The 24,539-nt window shown below is 69.7% G+C and carries 22 protein-coding genes and 2 tRNA genes; 13 read left to right on the top strand and 11 right to left on the bottom strand.

The genetic code is table 11. The features are described from left to right. Nucleotides 1-117 precede the first annotated feature (117 nt). From gyrB to LV79_RS04710, 7 genes are all read left to right on the top strand, one after another. The gene (gene gyrB, locus LV79_RS04740; protein WP_253832414.1) at nucleotides 118-2,094 is read left to right on the top strand and encodes a DNA topoisomerase (ATP-hydrolyzing) subunit B; all 1,977 of its coding nucleotides are present in this window, start codon (nucleotides 118-120) and stop codon (nucleotides 2,092-2,094) included. Between the two features lie 56 nt (nucleotides 2,095-2,150). Continuing rightward, the gene (gene gyrA, locus LV79_RS04735) at nucleotides 2,151-6,026 is read left to right on the top strand and encodes an intein-containing DNA gyrase subunit A (RefSeq protein ID WP_285469713.1); all 3,876 of its coding nucleotides are present in this window, start codon (nucleotides 2,151-2,153) and stop codon (nucleotides 6,024-6,026) included. Nucleotides 6,027-6,064: 38 nt separating this feature from the next. After that, nucleotides 6,065-6,871, top strand: coding sequence for a DUF3566 domain-containing protein (locus tag LV79_RS34335; RefSeq protein ID WP_253832412.1), 807 nt, complete (start codon nucleotides 6,065-6,067; stop codon nucleotides 6,869-6,871). Between the two features lie 58 nt (nucleotides 6,872-6,929). Further along, nucleotides 6,930-7,003: transfer RNA gene (locus tag LV79_RS04725), tRNA-Ile, on the top strand. Nucleotides 7,004-7,463: 460 nt separating this feature from the next. After that, the gene (locus LV79_RS04720; RefSeq protein WP_253832410.1) at nucleotides 7,464-7,601 is read left to right on the top strand and encodes a DLW-39 family protein; all 138 of its coding nucleotides are present in this window, start codon (nucleotides 7,464-7,466) and stop codon (nucleotides 7,599-7,601) included. Between the two features lie 37 nt (nucleotides 7,602-7,638). Beyond that, a tRNA-Ala gene (locus LV79_RS04715) sits at nucleotides 7,639-7,711 on the top strand. Between the two features lie 220 nt (nucleotides 7,712-7,931). After that, the gene (locus LV79_RS04710; protein WP_253832408.1) at nucleotides 7,932-8,363 is read left to right on the top strand and encodes an OsmC family peroxiredoxin; all 432 of its coding nucleotides are present in this window, start codon (nucleotides 7,932-7,934) and stop codon (nucleotides 8,361-8,363) included. Nucleotides 8,364-8,449: 86 nt separating this feature from the next. On the opposite strand, the gene LV79_RS04705 is transcribed toward LV79_RS04710, so the two are convergent. Beyond that, the gene (locus tag LV79_RS04705; RefSeq protein ID WP_253832406.1) at nucleotides 8,450-8,878 is read right to left on the bottom strand and encodes a DoxX family protein; all 429 of its coding nucleotides are present in this window, start codon (nucleotides 8,876-8,878) and stop codon (nucleotides 8,450-8,452) included. Between the two features lie 143 nt (nucleotides 8,879-9,021). Here LV79_RS04705 and LV79_RS04700 point away from each other — a divergent pair, with 143 nt between their 5' ends. Next, the gene (locus tag LV79_RS04700) at nucleotides 9,022-9,570 is read left to right on the top strand and encodes a DUF2020 domain-containing protein (protein WP_253832404.1); all 549 of its coding nucleotides are present in this window, start codon (nucleotides 9,022-9,024) and stop codon (nucleotides 9,568-9,570) included. A 61-nt stretch (nucleotides 9,571-9,631) separates the two neighbouring features. On the opposite strand, the gene LV79_RS04695 is transcribed toward LV79_RS04700, so the two are convergent. After that, nucleotides 9,632-10,291, bottom strand: coding sequence for a hypothetical protein (locus tag LV79_RS04695; RefSeq protein ID WP_253832402.1), 660 nt, complete (start codon nucleotides 10,289-10,291; stop codon nucleotides 9,632-9,634). Between the two features lie 95 nt (nucleotides 10,292-10,386). Here LV79_RS04695 and LV79_RS04690 point away from each other — a divergent pair, with 95 nt between their 5' ends. Further along, complete coding sequence (locus tag LV79_RS04690) at nucleotides 10,387-10,932, top strand: peptidylprolyl isomerase (RefSeq protein WP_253832400.1); 546 nt, start codon at nucleotides 10,387-10,389, stop codon at nucleotides 10,930-10,932. Further along, complete coding sequence (locus LV79_RS04685) at nucleotides 10,933-11,820, top strand: rhomboid family intramembrane serine protease (protein ID WP_253832398.1); 888 nt, start codon at nucleotides 10,933-10,935, stop codon at nucleotides 11,818-11,820. Nucleotides 11,821-11,823: 3 nt separating this feature from the next. On the opposite strand, the gene LV79_RS04680 is transcribed toward LV79_RS04685, so the two are convergent. Together LV79_RS04680 and crgA are read right to left on the bottom strand one after the other, a co-directional pair. Beyond that, nucleotides 11,824-12,252 carry a PH domain-containing protein gene (locus LV79_RS04680; RefSeq protein ID WP_253832396.1) on the bottom strand — a complete coding sequence of 143 codons (429 nt, stop codon included), beginning with the start codon at nucleotides 12,250-12,252 and terminating at the stop codon, nucleotides 11,824-11,826. 137 nt (nucleotides 12,253-12,389) lie between these two features. Then, the gene (crgA, locus tag LV79_RS04675; RefSeq protein ID WP_253832394.1) at nucleotides 12,390-12,656 is read right to left on the bottom strand and encodes a cell division protein CrgA; all 267 of its coding nucleotides are present in this window, start codon (nucleotides 12,654-12,656) and stop codon (nucleotides 12,390-12,392) included. Nucleotides 12,657-12,805: 149 nt separating this feature from the next. Between crgA and LV79_RS04670 the strand changes: the two genes are divergently transcribed. From LV79_RS04670 to LV79_RS04660, 3 genes are all read left to right on the top strand, one after another. Continuing rightward, a complete protein-coding gene (locus LV79_RS04670; protein WP_253832392.1) occupies nucleotides 12,806-13,684 on the top strand; it encodes a class E sortase in 879 nt (292 codons plus the stop codon). Then, on the top strand, nucleotides 13,684-13,839 hold the full coding sequence (locus LV79_RS04665; RefSeq protein WP_253832390.1) for a hypothetical protein: 156 nt from the start codon (nucleotides 13,684-13,686) through the stop codon (nucleotides 13,837-13,839). The genes LV79_RS04670 and LV79_RS04665 overlap by 1 nt, the downstream gene beginning before the upstream one ends. 87 nt (nucleotides 13,840-13,926) lie before the next feature. Then, nucleotides 13,927-14,574 carry an aminodeoxychorismate/anthranilate synthase component II gene (locus LV79_RS04660; RefSeq protein ID WP_253832388.1) on the top strand — a complete coding sequence of 216 codons (648 nt, stop codon included), beginning with the start codon at nucleotides 13,927-13,929 and terminating at the stop codon, nucleotides 14,572-14,574. 60 nt (nucleotides 14,575-14,634) lie between these two features. On the opposite strand, the gene pknB is transcribed toward LV79_RS04660, so the two are convergent. From pknB to LV79_RS04625, 7 genes are all read right to left on the bottom strand, one after another. Next, nucleotides 14,635-16,623, bottom strand: coding sequence for a Stk1 family PASTA domain-containing Ser/Thr kinase (gene pknB, locus LV79_RS04655; protein WP_253832386.1), 1,989 nt, complete (start codon nucleotides 16,621-16,623; stop codon nucleotides 14,635-14,637). Nucleotides 16,624-16,700: 77 nt separating this feature from the next. Next, nucleotides 16,701-18,149, bottom strand: coding sequence for a serine/threonine-protein kinase (locus LV79_RS04650; RefSeq protein WP_253832384.1), 1,449 nt, complete (start codon nucleotides 18,147-18,149; stop codon nucleotides 16,701-16,703). A gap of 3 nt (nucleotides 18,150-18,152) precedes the next feature. Next, nucleotides 18,153-19,640 carry a peptidoglycan D,D-transpeptidase FtsI family protein gene (locus LV79_RS04645; RefSeq protein WP_253832382.1) on the bottom strand — a complete coding sequence of 496 codons (1,488 nt, stop codon included), beginning with the start codon at nucleotides 19,638-19,640 and terminating at the stop codon, nucleotides 18,153-18,155. Next, the gene (locus LV79_RS04640) at nucleotides 19,637-21,106 is read right to left on the bottom strand and encodes an FtsW/RodA/SpoVE family cell cycle protein (RefSeq protein ID WP_253832380.1); all 1,470 of its coding nucleotides are present in this window, start codon (nucleotides 21,104-21,106) and stop codon (nucleotides 19,637-19,639) included. Before LV79_RS04640 ends, LV79_RS04645 begins: the two co-directional genes overlap by 4 nt. Next, the gene (locus tag LV79_RS04635; RefSeq protein WP_253832378.1) at nucleotides 21,106-22,572 is read right to left on the bottom strand and encodes a PP2C family protein-serine/threonine phosphatase; all 1,467 of its coding nucleotides are present in this window, start codon (nucleotides 22,570-22,572) and stop codon (nucleotides 21,106-21,108) included. Before LV79_RS04635 ends, LV79_RS04640 begins: the two co-directional genes overlap by 1 nt. After that, nucleotides 22,569-23,027, bottom strand: a complete 459-nt coding sequence (locus LV79_RS04630) for an FHA domain-containing protein FhaB/FipA (protein ID WP_092787118.1) — start codon at nucleotides 23,025-23,027, stop codon at nucleotides 22,569-22,571. Before LV79_RS04630 ends, LV79_RS04635 begins: the two co-directional genes overlap by 4 nt. Nucleotides 23,028-23,251: 224 nt before the next feature. Beyond that, nucleotides 23,252-24,472, bottom strand: coding sequence for an FHA domain-containing protein (locus LV79_RS04625; protein WP_253832376.1), 1,221 nt, complete (start codon nucleotides 24,470-24,472; stop codon nucleotides 23,252-23,254). Between the last annotated feature and the right edge of the window lie 67 nt (nucleotides 24,473-24,539).

Raw genomic sequence — 24,539 nt, 5'->3', positions numbered from 1 at the left:
GACCCCGTTCTGTGGGACCCGACCAGTACTATGTCGGGAGGGGTGCACGCGGCCGGCCGAGAACGTGGCCGCCGCCCGCTCCGCAGCCGTTCCGACGCACGAGGAGACACCGGGCACGTGGCAGCTGACAAGCAGGAGAACTCGTACGGCGCCGGTTCGATCGGGGTCCTCAAGGGCCTCGAGGCGGTCCGGCTTCGGCCGGGTATGTACATCGGCTCCACCGGGGAACGCGGTCTGCACCACCTGATCTGGGAAGTCGTGGACAACTCGGTCGACGAGGCCATGGCGGGCCACGCGACCAAGGTCGAGGTCACCCTGCTCGCCGACGGCGGCGTCCGAGTCGACGACGACGGCCGGGGCATCCCGGTCGAGGAGCACCCGGAGGAGAAGCGGTCCGCGCTCGAGGTCGTCATGACCGTCCTGCACGCGGGCGGCAAGTTCGACAGCGACAGCTACGCGGTCTCCGGCGGTCTGCACGGCGTCGGCATCTCGGTGGTGAACGCGCTGTCGACCAAGCTGCACGCGGTCATCAAGCGCGACGGCTACGTGTGGAGCCAGACCTACGGCGACTCCAAGCCCCTCGGCCCGGTCGAGCAGGGCGAGCCGACCCGCGAGCTCGGCACGTCGATCAGCTTCTGGGCCGACCCGGCGATCTTCGAGACCACCACCTACAACGCCGAGACCGTCGCGCGCCGCCTGCAGGAGATGGCCTTCCTCAACAAGGGCCTGACCATCGTGCTGCGCGACGAGCGGGTCTCCGACGACGAGACCGAGACCGACGTCGAGGGCCACGTCGCGCGGATCAAGGAGCGCACCTACCACTACCCGGGTGGGCTCGAGGACTTCGTCAAGCACATCAACCACAGCCGCGAGTCGATCCACAAGAACGTCATCGCCTTCGAGGCCAAGGGCACCGGCGTCGAGGTCGAGGTCGCGATGCAGTGGAACACCGGCTACAGCGAGTCGGTCTACACCTTCGCCAACACGATCAACACCCCCGAGGGCGGCACGCACGAAGAGGGCTTCCGCGCCGCGCTGACCCGGGTGGTCAACGTGTACGCGCGCGAGAAGAAGGTGCTGCGCGAGAAGGACGCCAACCTCTCCGGCGACGACGTGCGCGAGGGCCTGGCCGCGATCGTGTCGATCAAGCTGGCCGAGCCGCAGTTCGAGGGCCAGACCAAGCAGAAGCTGGGCAACACCGAGGCGAAGACCTTCGTGCAGCAGACCTGCAACGAGTGGCTCGCCGACTGGTTCGAGCGCAACCCGGCCGACGCGAAGACCATCGTCACCAAGGCGGTGTCCTCGGCGCAGGCCCGGATGGCGGCCCGCAAGGCGCGCGAACTGGTGCGGCGCAAGGGCGCGCTCGACATCGGCGGCCTGCCCGGCAAGCTCAAGGACTGCCGCTCGACCAAGCCCGAGGAGTGCGAGCTCTACATCGTGGAGGGCGACTCGGCGGGCGGGTCGGCCAAGGAGGGGCGGGACTCGCTGTTCCAGGCGATCCTGCCGATCCGGGGCAAGATCATCAACGTCGAGAAGGCCCGCATCGACCGGGTGCTGAAGAACACCGAGGTGCAGAGCCTCATCACCGCGCTCGGCACCGGCATCCAAGAGGACTTCGACGTCGCCAAGCTGCGGTACCACAAGATCGTGCTGATGGCCGACGCCGACGTCGACGGCCAGCACATCCGCACCCTGCTGCTGACGCTGCTGTTCCGGTTCATGCGCGGGCTCATCGAGCAGGGCCACGTGTACCTGGCCCAGCCGCCGCTCTACAAGATCAAGTGGCAGCGCGCCGACCCGGAGTACGCCTACTCCGACCGCGAACGCGACGGCATGCTCGAGGCCGGGTTCGCGGCGGGCAAGAAGATCAACAAGGAAGACGGCATCCAGCGGTACAAGGGCCTCGGCGAGATGAACGCCGACGAGCTGTGGGAGACCACCATGGACCCGGCCAACCGGGTGCTGCTGCGGGTCACCCTCGACGACGCCGCCCAGGCCGACGAGCTGTTCAGCGTCCTGATGGGCGAGGACGTCGAGGCCCGCCGCTCGTTCATCACCCGCAACGCCAAGGACGTCCGCTTCCTGGACGTGTAGCAGGGGCACCGCCCCCCGCGCCGCACACCCACCCGCGTTGAAAGGAACGTCCGGTCGTGACCGAGACCCTGCCGCCGCCCGGCGACCGCATCGAGCCGCGCGACATCCAGCAGGAGATGCAGAGCTCCTACATCGATTACGCGATGAGCGTGATCGTCAGCCGCGCCCTCCCGGACGTGCGCGACGGCCTCAAGCCGGTCCACCGGCGCGTGCTGTACTCGATGTTCGACACCGGCCTGCGCCCCGACCGCAGTTACGTCAAGTGCTCCCGCGTCGTCGGCGACGTCATGGGCAACTACCACCCCCACGGCGACTCCTCCATCTACGACACCCTCGTCCGCCTGGCCCAGCCCTGGTCCATGCGCTACCCCCTGGTCGACGGCCAGGGCAACTTCGGCTCCCCGGGCAACGATCCGGCTGCCGCGATGAGATACTGTATTGATGCAGAAACCCGCGTGAGGATGCACGACGGGTCGAGCGTGCGGATCGGTGACATCGTTCCCGACGCGCTGCCGAACTCCGACAACGTGATCGACCTCAAGGTCCTCGACCGCAACGGCAACCCGGTGCGCGCCGACCGGCTGTTCCACTCCGGTGAGCACCCGACGTTGAGGTTGACCACCCGCGAGGGCTTCGAGCTGACCGGCACGCACAACCACCCGGTGCTCTGCCTGGTGTCGGTGCTCGGCGTGCCGACGCTGCTGTGGAAGCTGCTGGAGGAGATCCAGCCCGGCGACCGCGTCGTCATGCAGCGCACCCCGGCAGAGGAAGCCGGGCTTCCGGCGGTCAAGGACTACGCGGCCGCGGTTCTGGCCGGTGCCTTCGTCAGCGAGGGGTTTGCCTCGCCCAACAGGGCCGGGTTCAACAACACCGACAAGGCGTACTTCGACTACACGGTTGCCGCCTACGACCTGGTGGTTGGCGGACGGCGCTACGTGTCCTCCCGGACCATCGCTTCTGGCTCTGTCCTGCACGAACTCGACATCCAGGACATGACCGCGTTCGTGGCTGGTCCGCTCGCGGAGATGGTCGGGGCACGCAGCGCGGGCAAGCGCGTGCCCGAGTTCGTGTGGCAGGGCGGTTCGACGATCAAGCGGGCGTTCCTGAGCTCGCTGTTCACCGGCGATGGGTCGTGCTCGGCGCTTCCCCGCAACAGCGTGCAGATCTCGTACTCCACCCGCAGCACGCGGCTCGCCAGTGAGGTCCAGCAGCTGCTGCTGGAGTTCGGCGTGGTCAGCAAGCTGGTCCGCTACGAGCACGGCGAGATCAAGGTCGTCATCACCAACCGCCGCGACGCGCGGTTGTTCGCCACCAACGTCGGCTTCCTGCAGGCGAAGCAAGACAAGCTGGTGGCGATCCTGGACGGCATCCCGACGGAGAGCCGGGCGATGTCGAGCGACCACGTGCCGTTCGTGGGCGAGTACATCCGCGCGAACGGTGCCGCCAGGTGGACCGAGCGCGACTGGCTGCGCAGGCACAACGTCGACCGGGTCGAGCGGTGGGAGCACAACCGCGACGAGATCGTCGAGCGGATCACCGAGCCCGGTGTGCTCGACATCGTCGAACCGCTGGTGGACGGCCGGTTCTACTACGCGCAGGTCGAGTCGATCGTGGACGCGGGTGTGCGCCCGGTCTACAGCATCCGGGTCGACACGGACGACCACGCGTTCATCAGCGACGGGTTCGTCAGCCACAACACCGAGTCGCGGTTGACGCCGTTGGCCATGGAGATGTTGCGGGACATCGGTGAAGACACCGTTGACTTCGTGCCGAACTACGACGGGAAGACCGAAGAGCCGAAGGTCCTGCCGTCGCGGATCCCGAACCTGCTCGTCAACGGTGGTAGCGGTATCGCCGTTGGTATGGCGACGAACATCCCGCCGCACAACCTGCGGGAGGTGGCCGACGGGGTTGTGTGGGCGTTGGACAACCCCGAGGCGAACGACGACGAGCTGCTCGCCGCGCTGCTGCTGCGGATCAAGGGGCCGGACTTCCCGACCAAGGCGCTGATCCTCGGTACGCAGGGGATCGAGGACGCCTACCGCACGGGTCGCGGTTCGGTGCGGATGCGGTCGGTGGTGGAGGTGGAGGAGGACGCCAAGGGGCGGACCATCCTCGTGGTCACCGAGCTGCCGTACCAGGTGAACCCGGACAACCTGATCGAGAACATGGCGCAGCTGGTGCGCGACGGAAAGCTCACCGGGATCTCGGAGATCGCCGACGAGTCGAACTCGCGGTCGGGCATGCGGATCGTCATCGGGCTCAAGCGCGACGCGGTGGCGAAGGTGGTGCTGAACAACCTCTACAAGCACACCCAGCTGCAGCACAACTTCGGCGTCAACATGCTCGCCCTGGTCGACCAGGTCCCCAGGACGCTGCGGCTCGACCAGATCATCCGGCACTACGTGCGCCACCAGCTCGAGGTCATCGTCCGGCGCACCCGCTACCGGTTGCGCAAGGCCCAGGAGCGCGCGCACATCCTGCGCGGCTACGCCAAGGCCCTGGACATGCTCGACGAGGTCATCGCGCTGATCCGCCGCTCGCCGTCGGCCGACGAGGCCAAGACCGGGCTGATCCAGCTGCTCGACGTCGACGAGATCCAGGCGACCGCGATCCTGGAGCTGCAGCTGCGCCGCCTAGCGGCGTTGGAGCGGCAGCGGATCCTCGACGAGCTCGGCGAGATCGAGCGCTACATCGGTGAGCTGGAGGAGATCCTCGCCAGCGAGGAGCTGCAGCGCGGGATCATCCGCGACGAACTGATGGAGATCGTCGACAAGCACGGCGACGACCGGCGCACCCGGATCATCCCGTTCGACGGCGAGGTCTCGGTCGAGGACCTCATCGCGGTCGAGGACGTGGTCGTCACCATCACCCGCACCGGCTACGCCAAGCGCACCAAGACCGACCTGTACCGGGCGCAGAAGCGCGGCGGTAAGGGCGTGCAGGGCGCGACGCTCAAGCAGGACGACATCGTGGCGCACTTCTTCGTGTGCTCCACCCACGACTGGATCCTGTTCTTCACCAACAAGGGCCGCGTGTACCGGGCCAAGGCCTACGAGCTGCCGGAGGCCAACCGCGCCGCGCGGGGCCAGCACGTGGCGAACCTGCTGGCGTTCCAGCCGGACGAGGCCATCGCGCAGGTCATCCAGATCAAGGACTACACCGCGGCCCCGTACCTGGTGCTCGCCACCCGCGACGGCCTGGTGAAGAAGTCCAAGCTGGTCGACTTCGACAGCAACCGCGCGGGCGGTCTCATCGGTATCAACCTGCGTGAGGACGACGAGCTCGTCGGCGCGGTGCTGTGCTCGGCCGACGATGACCTGCTGCTGGTGTCCGCGGGTGGCCAGTCCATCCGCTTCCACGCCAGCGACGACGCGCTGCGGCCGATGGGGCGCGCCACCTCGGGCGTGCAGGGCATGCGCTTCAACGCCGGTGACGAGCTGCTGACCATCGGGGTGGTGAAGGAGGGCACGTTCGTGTTGGTCGCGACCGACGGCGGGTATGCCAAGCGCACGCCGATCGAGGACTACTCGGTGCAGGGCCGCGGCGGCAAGGGCGTGCTCACCATCCAGCACGACAGCAGGCGTGGCAGGCTGGTGGGGGCGGTCATCGTGGAGCTCGAGGACCAGCTCTACGCGATCACCTCCACCGGCGGGGTCATCCGCACCACCGCCAAGGAGGTGCGCAAGGCGGGCCGCCAGACCAAGGGCGTCCGCTTGATGAACCTCGGTGAGGGGACCACGCTGGTCGCCATCGCCCGCAGCGCCGAGGTGGTCGCTGAGGACGGTGACGTGCCGGTGGACGGTGTCGTCGTCGACGGGGAGGTCGTCGAGGCCGACACCGAGGTCGACGCGGTCGACGTGGTTGACGCCGACGGTGCTGCTCCGGCAGAGCCGACCGACGCGGGGTCGACCGACGAGCCGACCGAGTAAAGACGAACAGAACGCGCGAGACCTAGGGGAAGCCGCTCGTGACACAGCCCGAGAAGCCGGAAACCGCCGGACAAGAAGAGCCGGAGCGGACTTCGGTCATCGCCACGACGAGCAAGGACGCCGCCCAGGCGCCGGAGCCCCCCGACGGCGGTGGCGCGGTCGAGGACAACGAGACCACGCCACCGCCGTGGGCCCGGCTCGCCCAGGAAGAGGGCGAGCCGGAGTCCCCGGCGCCCGGCTTCCCCACCCAGGACCCGGACCCGGACGTCACCCAGGCCCTGCCGCACCCCGGCAACGGCCACACCCCGGCGTTCCAGCCCGCCGACGAGGCGACGATCTCGGTGCAGCGGCCCGTGGTCACCGGAGCGGCCGCACCGCGGCTGTTCAGCGACCCGCCGCCGCGCACCTCGGTCAACCTGGAAGGCGGCGCGGCCCGCGCGGGCACGACCGCACCGCCGAGCGCCCTGCGCCGCCCCGGCCGCGGCCCCCGCCGCGCCAACCTGCAGATCAAGCGCTTCGACCCGTGGTCGGTGCTGAAGCTGTCCCTGGTGCTCGGCGTGTCCCTGTTCTTCGTGTGGCTGGTCGCCGTCGGCGCCCTCTACGCCGCCCTCGACGGCATGGGCGTCTGGGACAAGGTCAACGGCATCTCCAACGACCTGCTCAACAGCAGCGGCGGCAACACCGGCCCGCTCATCAGCGCCGGACGCGTCTTCGGCATCGCCGCCATCATCGGCGCGATCAACATCGTGCTGTTCAGCGCCCTGGCGACGGTCGGCGCATTCGTCTACAACGTGTCCGCGGACCTCGCGGGCGGACTCGAGGTCACCCTCGCCGAGCGTGAGTGAGGGGATACCGATTTGGGGACCAGAAGGGCCGTGCTGTAACCTTCTGGCGTTCCCACAGGGGCCTATAGCTCAGGCGGTTAGAGCGCTTCACTGATAATGAAGAGGTCGGAGGTTCAAGTCCTCCTAGGCCCACGGACTCGGGCGACTTGTGTCTGCAGAGAGAGCAGACCGGGTCGTCCGTTGTCGTATCTGGGGGGCGACCCCCCAGACCCCCACGGTGCGGTGGTGGAGTTGGCGGGAGCCCGCGGAGCTTGCGTAGCGGGTGGGGCCAACGGAACCACGGTGGGGGGCGCGTAGTGCGAGGGACGAGCACGTAGCGGGGTGGGGACCTGGCAGACGTACTCGGGGACTCGCTCGGGCCTTCGGCCGTCGCATCGAGCATGGGCACTGGGCGTTCGGCCGTGCATTCCAGCGCGAAGGATGGGCGCGGAGATGTGTGGTGGGGTGGGGGTGTCGCATTGTCGCGGGGGTGGGAGGGGGGAGTGCGGGGGGCGGTTGGGTGGGGGGTGGGGTGTGGCAGACTGGTGGGGCTGGTCCTGGGGAGAGTGGGCTGGCGCTACGTGGGTTCTGGTGCCTTAAGGAGGCATACGTCGTGAAGAAGCTCCTCGCGCTCGCCGCGGTCGCTGGTGGTGTCCTCCTGGTCATCAAGCGCAAGAGCTCGGCCAAGGCCGAGGCAGCGCTGTGGCGTGAGGCCACCGCTCCCGCCACCAACGGTGCGAAGAAGGCCTGAAGCCTTCCCGACACGGCGTAGCCACGCCGTGCCACCCGGGGACGTAGCTCAATTGGCAGAGCACCGCCTTTGCAAGGCGGGGGTTAGGGGTTCGATTCCCCTCGTCTCCACGATCGGGCTCGGGCGACCCATGTCTGCGGAATGCGCAGACGGGTCGCCCTTTGTCGTATCTGGGGGGCGACCCCCCAGACCCCCACGGTGCGAGGGCTGGGTTAGTGGGGGTTAGCGGGGCCCGCAGAGCAGCGGTAAGTGCGGTGGGGTGTGGGGGTTGCGTGGCGGGTGGGGGTGTGGGGGACGAGCATGGGGGGACCTACGGATTTGGAGTTGGGAATGACGGAGCGCAGGGCTACGACGGTGTGGAGTGGGGATTTGGCGCGGGGGGCTGGGGAGGTCAGCCTGGACACGTCGAAGGCGGCGAGTTTCACCGTGTCGTTCCCGTCGCGGGCGCAGGAGGCGAACGGGCAGACGAGTCCGGAGGAGTTGATCGCGGCGGCGCACTCGTCGTGCTACTCGATGCAGCTCTCGGGGTTGCTGGGGGCGAACGGGACGCCGCTGGAGCGGATCGAGACCAGTGCGGTGGTCAGCTTCGGGAAGAAGGGTGACGGGTTCGCGATCCTGGGGATCGTGCTGAGGGCCAGGGCGAGTGTGCCGGGGTTGGCGGCGGAGCAGTTCGCGGAGATCGCCGAGACAGCGAAGCGGATCTGCCCGGTGTCGGCGGCGCTGACCGGGACCGAGATCACCCTCGACGCCGCGTTGGCGTAGGGACGGCGAAGGGCGGGGGACACGTGGTCCCCCGCCCCTCTCGGACGTCCGCCCCGGTGTCCGGCCCGGGGGACGCGCGAGTCACATCAGCCGGCGACGGCGGCGGGCTCTTCCCGGCGCGAGCGGCCGAGCACCAGGTCCACGGCCCACTTGCCGGGGCCGAAGAACGCGATGAGCAGGAACGACCAGGCGTAGAGGGCGGCGATCTCGCCGCCGTTCTCCATCGGGAACAGGCCGATCTTCTGGTGCACGACGAAGTACGCGTAGGCCATCGAGCCGGAGCAGATCAGCGCCGCGTACCGGGTCCCGAGACCCAGCACCACGAGGCCGCCGCCGACCAGCTGGATCACCGCGGCCCACCAGCTCGGCCACTGGGCGAAGGTGGGCACCTTGCCCGAGTTGGGGCCGCCGAGCACGTTGAACAGGGTTGCCGCGCCGTGCAGGGCGAACAGGAAGCCGACGACGATCCGGAACAGGGCTAGTACGTGGTCCCGTGTTCTGTCGAACAGGTCCATGCCTGGCTCTCTTTCATTTCGGAACAACAGGGGGTCATCCATCCGTGGCCGAGGCCACACTGTCTGTAATGCCCCTGACCGTGATCCGGTTCAATGAGTGGCCCGGACCACACTCGGCGTCATCTGGTTGACTTGCCCTCGCTATGAGACGAGCCGTGATCCTCGCCGCGCCCCTGCTCGCGCTCGCGGCGTGCACCAGCACCGAGCCGCCAGCCGACCAGCCGCGGCCGACCCCCACCACCAGCGCCAGTTCGGCGGCGCCCACCGCCACGTCGGCGACCGCGGCGCCTGCCGCCCCCGAGCCGGTCGCCGACGGGCCGTGCCCGTACCTCGAGAGCTCCGTGGTGGCCGACGCGAACGGTCAGCACGTGACCAAGGTGCGGACGTCGGCGGACAAGCCCCACCCGGCGTGCTTCTTCTACCGCCCCGACGGCAGCGTCCAGCTCACCGTCCGCGTCTACAGCGGCGAGCCCGCCATCGCGAAGCTGGTCGTCGACGAGGCTGCCCCCATCGCCACGTCCAACCCGGCGTCGACTCCCGCAGGGTGGACCGGCGGCTCTCTCTCCGGCGACAAGGGCGCTGTATACGCCGTCTCCAAGGCAGGCACAGCTGTGGTGGTCAGCACTAACCAGGAGCAGACCATCAAGGCCCGCCGCATCACCGAGTCAGTCATCACCAGCCTCGGCCTCTAGTACCCAGAACGCGAAGAAGCGGCCGACCCCTCACAGGTCGGCCGCTTCGTTGCGTGCGGATCTACTTCTCGGAGCTGATCGGCTGGGTCGGCTTGGCCTGGCCGTTGCGCTCGGCACCGGCGGTCGGCGTCTCCGCGACCGGCGGCTTCGGGCGCTCCGGCTGCTGCGCCGGGGCCTGCTGGGCGGACTTGCCGCGCAGCACCACGGCGGCTCCCGCGCCGATGCCCAGGATCGCCAGCAGCCACGGCCACCGGCGGCGCTTGGCCGACGGGTCCTTGGCCGCGTCCTTGGCGGCCGCCTTGGCCGCGCGCAGTTGGGTCTCGAGCTCCTTGCGGTAGTGCTTCACCTGGGGCTTGAGGTCCTTCTTCAGCTGCTTGACCTGGGCCCGCACCGGCCCGGCCGCCTTGCTCGCCGGGTGCTTCGCGGCGTCCTTGCGGGCCTGCTTCGCCGCCTTCGCGAGGTCCTTGCGGGCCTGCTGGGCGGTCTTGGCCAGGCGCTTGCGGGTGCGCCTGGTGGTCTGGATGACCTCTTGCCTGGCCACCTGCGCCGTCTCGGCCAGTGCCTCGGCCACCTGCTGGGGGGCGACGCCCTTGGCGGCGAGCTTCTGCTCGGCTGCGTGCGCCGCCTCCGCCCCGGCTGCTGATGCTCGGACCGCACCCTCGCGGACCGCGCGCCAGCCGGTGCCGACGGCCTTGCCCACCGTCTCTCCGGCCCGGGTCATGGCTTCACCTCGTCCATCGTGTGTTCAGGGACCTACCTGACACCTCAATCCTGCCCCTTCCGGACGGATCTCGCCGAAGATGGCACGATGGGGCGGTGGCAGACAGCAACGCATCCCTCGTCGGGACCAAGGTGACCGCCATCCTGCACACCTCGCAGGGTGACATCCGCATCAACCTGTTCCCGGACCACGCGCCCAAGACGGTCGCGAACTTCGTCGGGCTCGCCGAGGGCTCCAAGGAGTACAAGAGCCAGAACGCCCAAGGGGCGACATCGGGTCCGTTCTACGACGGCTCGATCTTCCACCGCGTCATCGACGGCTTCATGCTGCAGGGCGGCGACCCGACCGGCACCGGCCGCGGTGGCCCCGGCTACGAGTTCGCCGACGAGTTCCACCCGGAACTGCAGTTCAACCGGCCGTACCTGCTGGCCATGGCCAACGCGGGGGCCAACACCAACGGGTCTCAGTTCTTCATCACGGTGGCCCCGACCACCTGGCTCAACTTCAAGCACACGATCTTCGGTGAGGTGGCCGACCAGGAGTCGCGCACCGTGGTGGACGCGATCGGCAACACCGCGACCAACCCCGGTGACAAGCCGGTCACCGACATCGTGATCACCAAGGTCACCATCGAGCGCTAGGTGACCCCACCACACCAGTTCGACCCGGGGGCGCAGGCGGGTCAGCCCGCCTGCGTCCGCCACCCCGACCGGCTCACCGGGTTGAGCTGCACCCGCTGCGGTCGGCCCGCCTGCCCGGAGTGCCTCGTGGAGGCCTCCGTCGGCTTCCAGTGCGTCGACTGCGTGAACGCCGGACGGCAGGTCCGGTTGCGGCCGACGACGGTCGCCGGTGCCCGGCTGGAGAGCAAGCCGGTCCTGGTCCCCGCCCTGATCGCGATCAATGTGGTGGTCTTCGCGATCACCGCGCTGGTGGCGCAGGACCCCATCAACAACGACAGCTCCACCCTGTTCCACGAGCTGTCCGAGTACCCCCCGCTGGTCGCCGACGGCGAGTGGTGGCGGGTGCTGACCAGCGGCTTCCTGCACTTCGGCCCCATCCACCTGCTTGTGAACATGGTGGCGCTGTGGTTCCTGCGGGACATGGAGCTGCTGCTCGGGCGCGGTCGGTTCGCCATCGTCTACCTGTTGTCGCTGCTCGGCGGCAGCGCGGCGCCTTACGTCTTCGGCGAGATAAGGGTCGAGGGAGCGGGCGCGTCTGGGGCCATTTACGGCCTGCTCGGCGGGCTGATAGTGGCTGTTCTGCGGCTCAAGCAGGACAAGCACGCGTTGATGAACGTCTTCGGCGTGCTGGCGGTGAACCTGGCGATCAGCGTGACCGTCCCGGGCGTGTCGCTGCTCGCGCACCTCGGCGGCTTGGCCGTCGGCGCGGCGGTCACCTTCGGCATGATCTACGCGCCCCCGCAGCAGCGCCGGGCGTGGCAGGTCAGCACCGTTGTCCTGGTGACAGCGGCGCTCATTGGGCTCTACGCGATCCGCACGGCGCAGATCGCCGAGGTGCTCGGGCTCTAGCGGCTACGTGCGCAGCCGGATCAGGTGGTCGACCACGTCCTGCGGGTCGGCTCCGAGGTCGAGGCGGCCGAGCAGGACCAGGTCCGGTTCGGCCGCGTTGTCCGCGTCGATCTCCAGCGCGCTGGACTCGCGGCCGAGCCTGCGGGTGCGCACCACCCGGACGTTGACCTCGCCCCAGCCCCACTGCTTGGCGCCGCGGACCCCCCGAAGGGTGATCCCCCGGGCGTCCGCGCTCAGCCGGGGTCGCAGCAGCGTGCCGAGCAACGCGAACAACCCGAGCAGGCCTGCGGCCGCGATCAGCAGCAGCATGCCCCTCGGGTCGTCGATCAAGGCCGCGACCAGCGCGGATGTGGCCGCCAGCAACCAGCCGACGGCCACCACCCTGGGCTCGGGAGCCCACTGCGCAGACCTGTCCTCGGGTGTCACGGGCATTCATCCACAGTAGTTATCCACATTGGGGACTACTTACATCCGTGTGGTTCAGTGACTGTCCGCTGAATGGAGCAGTCCCCGTCACCGGCCGTGGTGATAGACCGGATGGGGGGACCCGTGACCACGGTGTTGGCTGGTCAGCGCCACCGCATGGTCATCAGCAACCCGGAGATCATCAGGGCGAACCCGATGGCGAAGTTCCAGTTGCCGAGGTCGGCCATGAATGGGATCTTCTCGCCTGCGATGTAGTTCACGACCAGCCAGGCAAGGCCCAGCACCATGACGCCGAGCATCACGGTGATGTAGATCGGGTGTGACGGCCCAGCCTGCTTCACCTTCACAGGCGTGCGACGGTCGGCCGGTGGGGTGTACGCGGCCTTCTTGCGGACCTTGGACTTCGGCATGCTGTCCTCGCCTGACGTGGTGCGGTCGGGTGCGGGCGTGCTCGTGTTGGGACGACTCCCGCCGGTGCAACACGTTAACGTAGCTGAGCAGGTCGGCGAATCACCAGTCGCCAACGATGTTCGGATCCGCAGGCCGGAAGGAGCCTCGCGTGACAACGCTCGACACCGGTGGCCCGCCCGCTGGCGACCTGGTCGGCCCCGAGGAACCGCCCGCGCGGCCGGACCGGGTGCGGACCGTGGTGCGCGGCATCGGCGAGTTGCTGATCACCGCCGGCCTGGTCGTGCTGCTGTTCGTGGTCTACGAGGTCTACGTGACCGACATCGTTTCCGCAGGTAAGCAGCGTGAGGCGACCTCGCAGCTGGACACCGAGTGGAACGACGAGGCTCCGGCCGCACCCGAGCAGCAGCGGGTCGAGCGCTTCGACGGGCTCGGTGAGGGCGCCGGGTTCGCCAAGATGCACATCCCGTCCTTCGGCGCCGACTACGCGTTCACGATCATCGAGGGCACCACCGAGCGCTCCCTGGAGATCGGCCCCGGCCACTACAAGGGCACCGCGTACCCGGGCGAGCCGGGCAACTTCGCCGTCGCCGGTCACCGGGTCGGCAAGGGCGCCCCGTTCAACGACATCGACCTGCTGAACTCGTGCGACGCGATCGTGGTGGAGACCAGGTTCAACTGGTTCGTCTACCGGATGCTGCCCAAGAAGGACGAGGTCGGCGGCTGGGCGGACGGCAAGGGCACCGACCCGCGCTGCCAGGGCGTCGCCCCGCTCGGCGGCCCGTACACCGGCCTGGTCGGCCAGCAGATCGTCAACCCGAGCCAGGGCACCGTCATCGCCCCCATCCCCGGCCAGGCGGGCGATGCCCCCAGCGTCGGCGAGCGCGCGACGCTGATGACCCTGACCACCTGCCACCCCCGCTTCTCCGACCGGCAGCGGCTCATCGTGCACGCCGTCCTGGTCAAGCAGTGGGCGAAGGACCCGACCAAACCGGGCGAGACGCCGCCCGAGTTGAAGGAGACCAGCTGATGTACGGGTGGATCTGGCGCCACCTCCCCGGCCCGACCGCCGTGCGGGTGCTCACCGCCCTGGTCCTGGTCGCCGGGGTGGTCGCCCTGCTGATGCTGGTCGTGTTCCCCTGGGTCGAGCCCAAGCTGCCGTTCAACCAGGTCACCACCCAGTGATCCACCGCGGCTGATCGCGCCGCTGCTGGCGGAGCCCGCGGGGAAGTCGGGGGCGGACGGGGTCGCGCGGCGGGTAGGTTGGCCGCCATGCGCGTTCTCGTGGTCGACAACTACGACAGCTTCGTCTACAACCTCGTGCAGTACCTGGCGCAGTTGGGGGCCGAGTGCGAGGTCTGGCGCAACGACGCGCCTGAGTTGACTCAGGGCGATGTGCTCGACGGGTTCGACGCGGTGTTGGTGAGTCCGGGGCCGAGCACGCCGGAGCGGGCCGGGTACAGCGTTGACGTGGTCAAGCGGTGTGCGGAGAGCCGGGTACCGGTCCTGGGGGTGTGCCTCGGGCACCAGGCGATCGGGATTGCCTGGGGGGCGACTGTGACCCAGGCGCCGGAGTTGTTGCACGGGAAGACCAGTCAGGTGCACCACAACGGCGGGGGAGTGCTCGCGGGTCTGCCGGACCCGTTCACCGCGACCAGGTACCACTCGCTCTCGATCGTGCCGGACACGATCCCGGCTGACTTCGAGGTCACCGGGCGCACCGGGAGCGGCATCGTGATGGCCATGCGGCACCGCGAGCTGCCGGTGCACGGGGTGCAGTTCCACCCCGAGTCCGTGCTGACCGACGGCGGGCACCGGATGCTCGCGAACTTCCTCGCCGACGCCGGGTTCCCCGTACCGGCGGCGCGGGTGGACGAGTTGGAGCGCGGTATGCGCGAGCTGACCAAGGCGCTCGGCTAAGCAGCGGAAAGCAAGAGGCCCCCACCCGGTCAAGGGATGGGGGCCTCTTCGCGTGTGCGGCTACCTCGTCGGGAAGGTCGGGATCGTCGGCGAGTTGCGCGCCTTGCCGATCTTCACGCCGATGGTGGCGTCCTTGCCGATCTTGTCGCCGGGCTGCTGCTGCTGGTCGAGGATCTTGCCGACCTCGTCCGGGTCGTTGGTCAGCTCCTCGATCACGTTGAGCTGACCCGACCAGCCGCGCTGGCGCAGCAGGTTCTCGGCCTCGGCGCGGGACTTGCCCTCCAGGTTGGGCATCTCGATGTCGACCTTGTCGCCCTTGGAGACGCTCAGCGTGATCGTGGTGCCCTTGCGCGCCTTGCCGCTCTTGGGCGCCTGGTCGACGACCTCACCGGTCGGGCGGTCGGAGGAGACGTCCTTGCGCTGCGGGACGAACCCGGCTGCGGTCAGGTTCTTCGACGCGGTCTCGTAGTCCTGGCCGACCAGGTTGGTGACCTCGACGGTGTCCGGGCCCTTGCCGATCACCAGCTTGACCTGGGTGCCCGGGTTGACCTGCTGGCCGACCGGCGGGTTGGTCTCGACGACCTTGCCGACCTGCTTGTCGTCGTCCACCTCGACCTCGTCGACGGTCGCGACGACGCCCAGCTTGGCGTCCTGCAGGATCTGCTTGGCCTCGTCCTGGGTCTTGCCCGCGACGTCCGGCACGGCCACCTTGCCCGGCGCGGTGCCGACCTTGATGGTGATCCGGTCGCCCTTGCGGACCTCGGTGCCCGCGGCGGGCGTGGTGTCGACGACCTTGCCGATGTCGTCGGCGGCGCACGGTCCCGGCTGGCCGTCGGCGGTCTGCTCGCAGGCCACCGCCTCGCGCACGACCTGCAGGCCCTTGTTCGCCAGGGTGGCGTTGGCCTGCGCCTCCACCTGCTTGCGGACGTCCGGCAGCTGGAACACGTCCGCCGTCGCGGGTTTCTCCTTGCCGCCCAGCAGCAGGAACAGCAGCGCGATCAGGGCGGCGACGACCAGCGCGACCAGCACGATCAGCCAGGTCTTGCGCCGCTTGCGCTTGCGCTCGTCCTCGGCGTCGTAGGCGTTGTAATCGTCGTAGTCGTCCGAGAGCACCTCGGGCCGGTGGCGGCCGCGCACCTCGGGCTGCCGGTTCTGGCCCAGCACCGCGGTGCGGTCCTCGTCGGTCATCACCATCGGCGCCGCGGGGCGCTGGCCGGAGAGCACCCGGACGATGTCGGTGCGCATCTCCGCCGCCGACTGGTACCGGTTCGCCGCGCCCTTGGACATCGCCTTGAGCACGATCGCGTCCAGCTGCGGGCTGACCCTCGGGTTCAGCGCCGACGGCGGCCGCGGGTCCTCGCGCACGTGCTGGTAGGCCACGGCGACCGGGGAGTCACCGGTGAACGGCGGCTCGCCGGTGAGCAGCTCGAAGAGCACGCAGCCGGTGGCGTAGACGTCGGAGCGGTTGTCCACGGTCTCGCCGCGGGCCTGCTCCGGTGAGAGGTACTGGGCGGTGCCGATCACCGCGGAGGTCTGCGTGACCGCGACCTGGCCGTCGGCGAGCGCGCGGGCGATGCCGAAGTCCATCACCTTCACCGCGCCGGAGCGGGTGATCATCACGTTCGCGGGCTTGACGTCGCGGTGCACGATGCCGTGCCGGTGGCTGAAGTCCAGCGCGGCGCAGACGTCGGCCATGATCTCCATGGCGCGCTGGCCGGGCAGCGGTCCCTCGGACTTGACGATGTCGCGCAGCGTCCGCCCGTCCACGTACTCCATGACGATGTAGGGCAGCGGCCCGGTCTCGATGCGGGTCTCGCCGGTGTCGTAGACGGCCACGATCGCCGGGTGGTTGAGCGCGGCGGCGTTCTGCGCCTCGCGGCGGAACCGCTCCTGGAACTGCGGGTCGCGGGCCAGGTCCTGGCGGAGCACCTTCACCGCGACCTCGCGGCTGAGCCGGACGTCGCGGCCGCGGTGGACCTCGGACATACCGCCGTAACCGATCGTCTCACCGATCTCGTAGCGGTTCGAGAGCAGTCGCGGTGTGGTCATCGGTGCGTTGCCCCGCTCCTAGTCAATGTCCTGTCCCATCATGCCTGCTGTCCGACCACGCTCGTACCGGTCGTCGCTCATCCCGCGGGTCCGTTCTGCCTGCACCTGATTGTGACGGGCGCCCCGCGCGGGACCCGGCCGACTGGCGAGACTTCGACAACCACGCAGGTCGGCGCGTCCTGCGGGACCAGGCCGTCCTCGGTGAGCACCATCGGCGACACACCGAGCCGGGTCAGCTCCTCGGCCACCTCGTCCGCGGGCCGCTTGGCGTAGCGGGTCGGGATGATGGCGACCGTGTCGGCGTCCTCGCCCTCGGTGGGACGTGGGGTGCGCGTGGTGGGTTGCCCGGCGGGTGGGCCACCGGGTTCCTCGCTGTCGCCCGGCGCGACCTCGGTGGTGGTGCGCGGGGCGGGCTCGCCGGGCAGTTCGCCTGATCCGTCCGAGCTGAAGATAGCGGGGAGGCCGATCGCGAGGGCGACGATCAGCGCGATCGCCAGCACCGCGATGGCCACCCATAAGCCGCCCCGACCGGAGCGCTGCGGGTGCGGCTGGATCGCGAAACCGGTCGAACCGGGGTGCCCGGGTGGCGGCCCGACCGGGACGAGGCCCGGGTGGGTGCCGGTCGGCGGGGTGCGCACGCCGTGCCGCTGGGCCGCGGCGAGGGCGTACCCCGACGGCGCGGGCAGTGGCCTGCCCGCGCGGATCGCGGCGACCGCGGCGGCGAACTCGCCACCGCTGCCGTAGCGCTGCCTCGGGTCCTTGACCAGGGTCGCCTCGATCACCGCGCGCGCGCCCGGCGGGATGTCCGGTGGCAGCGGCGGCGGGATGTCGCGGATGTGCATCATCGCGACCGTCACCGCGTTCTCCGACAGGAACGGCCTGCGCCCGGTCAGGCACTCGTAGCCGACCACGGCGAGGGAGTACACGTCGCTCGCCGGTTCGGCCTCGTGCCCGAGGGCCTGCTCGGGGGCGATGTAGTGCGCGGTGCCCATGACCATGCCGGACCGGGTGACCGGTGCCGCGTCGGCCGCCTTCGCGATGCCGAAGTCGGTCAGCTTCACCACCCCGGTCGGGGTGATCAGGATGTTGCCCGGCTTCACGTCGCGGTGCACGTACCCGCGTTCGTGCGCGGCCTGCAGCGCGTGCCCGGCCTGCTCGAGGATGTCGAGCGTGCGCTCGGCGCCGATCCGGCCCTCCTTGGCCAGGATCGCGGCGAGCGGGTCGCCCTCCACCAGTTCCATCACCAGGTACGCGGTGTCCTGCGGCCCGTCGACGATGGACGCGGTCTCGCCGTAGTCGTGCACCGAGGCGATGCCCGGGTGGTTGATCGACGCGGTCGTGCGCGCCTCGGTGCGGAACCGGTGCAGGAACTCGGCGTCCCCGCACAGCTCCGGCTTGAGCACCTTGACCGCGACCTGGCGGTCGAGCCGGGTGTCGGCGGCCTCCCACACCTCGCCCATGCCGCCGACCGCGATCCGGCGGACGAGCCGGTAGCGGTCGGCGAGCAGTTGGCCCGAGGTGAACACGGCTCAGCCACCGCCAAGCGCGGCGGCGATGGTCGCCCGGCCGATCGCGGCGGACAGCTTGCCGCCGGTCGCGGCGACGTCCTGGCTCTCCACCACGACGGCGACCGCGATCTTCGGGTCGTCTGCCGGTGCGAACGCCACGTACCAGGCGAACGGCGGGGTGTTCTTCGGGTCGTTGCCGGTCTCGGCGGTGCCGGTCTTGGACGCGATGGTCAGCCCGTCGCGCTTGCCGTCGCCACCGGTCTTGCCCTCGGAGGCGACCATCATGTCGCGCAGCTGCCCGGCGGCGTCGCGGGACATGACCCGGCCGAGGCTGTCGGTGTCGAGCCGGGAGATCTCCGAGAGGTCCGGCGCCAGCACCGACTTGACCAGCTGCGGGCGCATCCGCTCGCCGCCGTTGGCGATGGTGGCCACGATCTGCGCGTTCTGCAGCGGGGTGAGCCGCACGTCGCGCTGGCCGATGCCGGTCTGCATCAGCGCGGCCTTGTCGCCGACGCTCATGCAGGCGGTGGCCGGGCCGATGCAGGACTGCTCGACGCGCATCGGCACCGTCAGGTCGGACTCGCCGATGCCGAACTCGGCCGCCTGCTTGCCGACCTTCTCCGGCCCGAGGTCGCCTGCCAGCTGCGCGAACGCGGTGTTGCACGACAGCGACAGCGCGACCTCCATCGACACCCCGTTGGGCGTGCCGTTGCAGAAGCCGCGGTTGTAGTTGCGCAGCTCCGAGCCGCCGACCTGCAAGCGGTCGGTGGAGGTCACCTGGTCGTCCTTGGACTTGCCGTCCTCGAGCGCGGCGGCGGCGATGACCAGCTTGAACGTCGAGCCGGGCGCGTAGGTCTCGGAGACGGCCCGGTTGAGCATGGGCTTGCGCTTGTCGGCGTTGTAGTCCTTCCACGCCTTCTCCTGCGCGGCACCGTCGTGCGCGGAGAGCGTGTTCGGGTCGTAGGACGGGGTGCTGACCATGGCCAGGATCTCGCCGGTCTTCGGGTTCAGCGCCACGACCGAGCCAGCGAACCCGGCCTTGGCCATCGCGTCGTACGCGGCGGTCTGCGCCGCCGGGTTGATGGTCAGCTCGATGTTGCCGCCGCGCGGGTCGCGACCGGTGATCAGGTCGGACAGGCGGCGCACGAACAGCCGGTCGTCGGAGCCGTTGAGGATCTCGTCCTCGGCGCGCTCCAACCCGCCCGCGCCGTAGCGCACCGAGTAGAAGCCGGTGACGGGGGCGAAGGTAGGGCCAGCGGTGTACTGGCGCAGGTAGCGCAACCGGTCGTTGGTCGGCAGCACCGTCGCCAGCATCTGCGCCTGGTTGTTGGCGCCCCTGGCGAGGATCTTGCCGCGCTCGCGGGAGTACTCCTCCAGCAGGACGCGCTGGTTGCGCGGGTCCTCGCGGTAGTCGTCGGCCTTGATGATCTGGATGTAGGTGGCGTTGGCCAGCAGCAGGATGATCATGCCGAGCATGGCGAGGCCGACCCGGCGCAGCGGGGTGTTCATGTCGGCCGCTCCACCATCACCGTGTGCGCCTCCGCGATCGGGGCCTGGGGCACCGGCCGGGGCCGTGCGCCGGTCTGCGGCCTGCGCGCGGCGTCGGAGATCCGCAGCAGCAGGGCGATCAGCACGTAGTTGGCCAGCAGCGAGGAACCCCCGTAGGACAGGAACGGCGCGGTGATGCCGGTCATCGGGATGAGCTTGGTGACGCCGCCGACGACCACGAAGACCTGCATGATCAGCAGGAAGGACAGGCCACCGCCGAGCAGCTTGCCGAAGGTGTCGCGCACGGCGAGCGCGCTGCGCATGCCGCGCAGCGCCAGCACGGTGTAGACCAGCAGCAGCGCGGCGAGGCCGATGAAGCCGAGCTCCTCGCCGATCGCGGCCGCGATGAAGTCGGTGTTGGCCAGCGGCACCAGTTCCGGGCGGCCCGCGCCGAGGCCGGTGCCGCCGACCCCGCCGGTGCCGAGCCCGAACAGCGCCTGGGCGATCTGGTAGCCGCCGCCCGCGTCGGCGTAGGTGGCCAGCGGGTCGAACCAGTTCGCCACGCGCTGCTGCACGTGGGTGAACAGGTTGTAGGCCACGACCGCGCCGCCGACGAACAGCGTCAGCCCGAGCACCACCCAGACCGCGCGCTCGGTGGCGACGTAGAGCATCACCAGGATGGTGCCGAAGAACAGCAGCGAGGTGCCGAGGTCCTTCTGGAACACCAGGACGCCAAGCGAGACCGCCCACGCGAACACGACCGGCCCGAGGTCCCTGGCGCGCGGCAGGTCGACGCCGAGCACCCGGCGACCGGCCGCCATGAACAGGTCCCGTTTGGACACCAGGAACGCGGCGAAGAACACCAGCAGCAGGATCTTGGCGAACTCACCCGGCTGCAGCGAGAACGGCCCGGCCTTGAGCCAGATCTTGGCGCCGTTGATGGTCGGCGCGATGACGCTGGGCAGGAACGCGGGCAGCGCCAGCAGGACCAGCCCGACCAGGCCGAAGGTGTAGCTGTACTTGGTGAGCGTGCGGTGGTCCTTGACCACGATCAGCACGGCCAGGAACAGCGCCAGCGCGACCGTGGTCCACAGGATCTGCTTGGGCACGTCGTTGTTGATCTCCCGGCCCGCGCGCAGCGCCTTCTCGGTCATCGCCAGGTCGATCCGGTAGATCATGACCAGGCCGAGGCCGTTGAGCAGTGCGACGCACGGCAGGATCAGCGGGTCCGCGTAGGGCGCGAACTTGCGCACCGCGACGTGCGCGACGGCGAAGAGCCCGAGGAAGGCCAACCCGTACCAGAAGATGCGCAGCGTCAGCTGCTGCTCCTGGTTGGCCTCCACGAGCATCAGCGCGGCGGAGACCACGAAGGCGGCGAACCCGAGCAGCAGCAGCTCGGTGCCGCGCCTGGTCGGCGCCGCGGGGTCGTTGCTCGCGCTGCTCTGCCCGGCCGCCGGACCCGCGCCCTGCTGGACCGGAGATCCCATCAGCCGCCGCCCTTGTCCTCGTCCCGCGGGTTGCGGCAGTTGACGCCCGGCTCCGGCTGGACCTGCTCGGAGGTCTGCGCGGTGCTGGTCCCCGGCAGGGTGGGCAGCGTCGTGGTGGTGGCCTGGTCGGTGGTCGGGACCACCGGCGTCGTCGTGGTCGTGTCGGTCGGCTGCCCCGGCGGGGTACCCGGGTCCGTCGTTGTCGTCGGCGGCGTCGTCGAGGTCACCAGGGTGTCGCAGTCGGGCAGCCCGAACTTGGTGCGCAGACCGCGGACGAACTCCCGCGCCTCGACGATGTTGCCGAACGTGTTGTTGCCGTTGCGGACCTCTTCCTTGCCGAACTGCTCGAGGTCGTCGACGTAGAACTTGCCGCAGGCCGCCGCGTTCGGGTCGCAGGAGCCCTGCAGCTGGCTGTTGAGCGAGAGGCCGAGCACGCTGCCGCGCACTCCCTGGAAGATCGCGATCTCCCCGCCGTCGCCCTCACCGACGAAGTACTGGTTGTTCACCCAGATCCTGGCCGCCACCGCGCCCGCGCCGAGCAGCACGAGCAGCAACAGCAGCCCGACCACCAGCCGCACGCGCTTGCGCCGCTTGACCTTCGGGTCCGGCGGCGGGGGCTGCTCGACCTTCCTCGGCTCCGGCCGGGGGGTGGTCATCGCGCTCGCCCTGGAGGCGGCCGAGTCCGGCGGCGGGGTCTCGTCCGAGCCGTTGCCCGCGGCGCCGCCGACGATCGGGTGGTTGTCCCCGTAGTCGACGTCGACCACATCGGCGATGATCACGGTCACGTTGTCCGGACCACCGCCGCGCAGCGCCAGCTCGATCATCCGGTCCGCGCACTCCTGCGGGTCCGGGATCTGGATCGCCTCGGACAGCGTCTCGTGGCTCACCGGCCCGGACAGCCCGTCGGAGCACAGCAGGTACCGGTCGCCGGGGCGCGCCTCGCGCACCGTCAGGCTCGGCTCGACCTCGTGCCCGGTCAGCGCCTTGAGCAGCAGCGACCGCTGCGGGTGCGTCGCGGCCTCGTCCTCGGTGATCCGACCCTCGTCGATCAGCGACTGGACGAAGGTGTCGTCGTGGGTGATCTGGCTGAACTGGCCGTTGCGCCGCAGGTACACCCGCGAGTCGCCGACGTGCACCAGCCCGATCCGGTTACCGGCGAACAGGATCGCCGACAGCGTCGTGCCCATCCCGTCGAGGTCCGGGTCGCTGGCCACCAGCTCGGCGATCGCGCCGTTGCCCGCGAGCGTCGCCTCGCGCAACTGGCCGAGCAGGTCCTCACTGGGCTCGTCGTCGTCGAGCGGCGCGAGCGCGGCGATCACCACCTTGCTGGCGACCTCACCGGCGACGTGCCCGCCCATCCCGTCGGCGAGTGAGAGCAGGCGGGGACCCGCGTACACGGAGTCCTGGTTGTTGGAACGCACCAGGCCCCGGTCGCTGCGGGCCGCGTAACGAAGAACAAGGGTCATGAGCGCAGCTCGATCACCGTCTTGCCGATACGGATCGGGACACCAAGTGGCACCCGGAGGGGTTGGGTGACCTTAGCCCGGTCAAGGTAGGTCCCGTTCGTCGAGCCCAGGTCTTCCACGTACCAGTCCGTCCCGCGCAGCGACAACCTCGCGTGCCTGGTGGAGGCGTAGTCGTCGTCGAGCACCAACGTCGAGTCGTCGGCCCGCCCCATCATGATCGGTCTGCCGTCGAGGGTGATCCTGGTCCCCGCCAGCGCGCCGTGCGTCACCACCAGCTGCCTCGGCGCCTTGCCGCGCATCTTCGCCGCGGTCGACTTGCGGAAGCCGGGCACCGCGACCCGCAACCCCGACGCGGCGTAGAGGTCCGAGCGGACCACCCGCAACGCGGCGAGCACGAACAGCCACAGCAGGGCGAGGAACCCCGCTCTGGTCAGCTGCATCACCAACTCAGGCACTTGTCGCGACCGCTCCGCTTCTAGGGTGTCCACCGTCGAGCCGTGGTCATCGGGTGACGACCACAGCGCACAGTGTCCAACTCGACGTGAGGACTGCCCAGGGTGACCCCCGGACAGCCCTCGTTGAGACGTCTGGCCGACCTCGTTCGTTGCCTCGCGCGACTCGAGCTTCCCCGACCCGAGGGCGCCCGACCACGGGACGAGCGCCTGGCGAGCCCGCTGCGTCAGCCCTGGGTGCGGAACACCAGCGACGAGTGGCCGATCCGCACCACGTCGCCGTCGGCGAGCTGCCAGGTCTGCACCGGTGTGCCGTTGACCGTGGTCCCGTTGGTCGACCCGAGATCGGCCAGGGTCGCGCTCTGCCCGTCCCAGGTGATCTCCAGGTGCCTGCGCGAGACCCCGGTGTCGGGCAGCCGGAAGTCGGCGTCCTGGCCGCGACCCACCACGTTCCCGCCCTGCTTGAGCGAGTAGTTGCGGTTCGAGCCGTCGTCGAGCTGCAGGCTCGCCGAGAGCTGCCGCGGACCGGTCTGCACCGCGGGCGGCGCGTACCCGCCCTGCTGCTGCTGGCCGTACGGGTCCTGGCCGTAACCACCCTGCTGCTGACCGTAACCCTGGTCGTAGCCGCCCTGCTGGCCGTAACCGGCCTGCTGCTGGCCGTAACCCTGGTCGTACCCACCCTGCTGGCCGTAACCCTGGTCGTACCCCGCCTGCTGCTGGCCGTAGCCACCCTGCTGCTGGGCGTAACCCTGGTCGTACCCACCTTGCTGCTGGCCGTAGCCTGGCTGCTGCTGACCGTAACCCTGGTCGTAGCCGCCCTGCTGCTGCTGGCCATAGCCCTGGTCGTAGCCGCCGCCTTGCTGGGGCTGCTGCTGGCCGTAGCCGTGACCGTAGTTGGGATCGTTGCCGTACTGGCCCTGGCCGTACCCGTATTGCTGCTGTCCGTACGGGTCGCCGTCAGGCGCCTGGCCGTAGCCGGGGGGCTGGCTCATGGATCGGTCTCCTGCGTTGCGGGGTTGTGCCGGCCGTCTGCCTGCCTGGTGGCCTGCACCGCCGCCGGAAGGACTGGCCTTCACGTCGGGGTCGACGGTCGAGCGGGTTCGGAACTGTCCGGTGTGCAGCGCGTCGGAGCGCTCCAAGGAGACTACGACGTCTCCGTAGGTATCCCATCCGTGCTCGGTGAGATGCTCGGCCACGCAGTCCGCCAACAGCGCCCTCATGCGGTCCTCGTCACCAGCGAAGTTCTGGTGGTCGGCAGGACCCAACTGCACCACGTAGTGGTTGGGAGCCAACAACCGACCACCCGCCAACTCGCGGATGTTGTCCTCGCTCTCGCGCTGCAGCGCCTGCGCGACCTCCTGCGGCACCACGTTGCCACCGAACACGCGCGCGAAAGTGCTGCCCACGACGTCCTCCAGCTTGCGGTTCAACCGCTGGCCGATGCCCATGGGTCCTCCTTCCCGCCCGTGCTCCTGGACCGATCGTATCCGGGCGCGCCATGCAGGACACGGGTAT

The organism is Actinokineospora globicatena, assembly GCF_024171945.1.
Lineage (GTDB): Bacteria > Actinomycetota > Actinomycetes > Mycobacteriales > Pseudonocardiaceae > Actinokineospora > Actinokineospora globicatena.
Note: the sequence above shows the minus strand (reverse complement) of the source record. Positions and strands in the feature narration are given on the sequence as shown.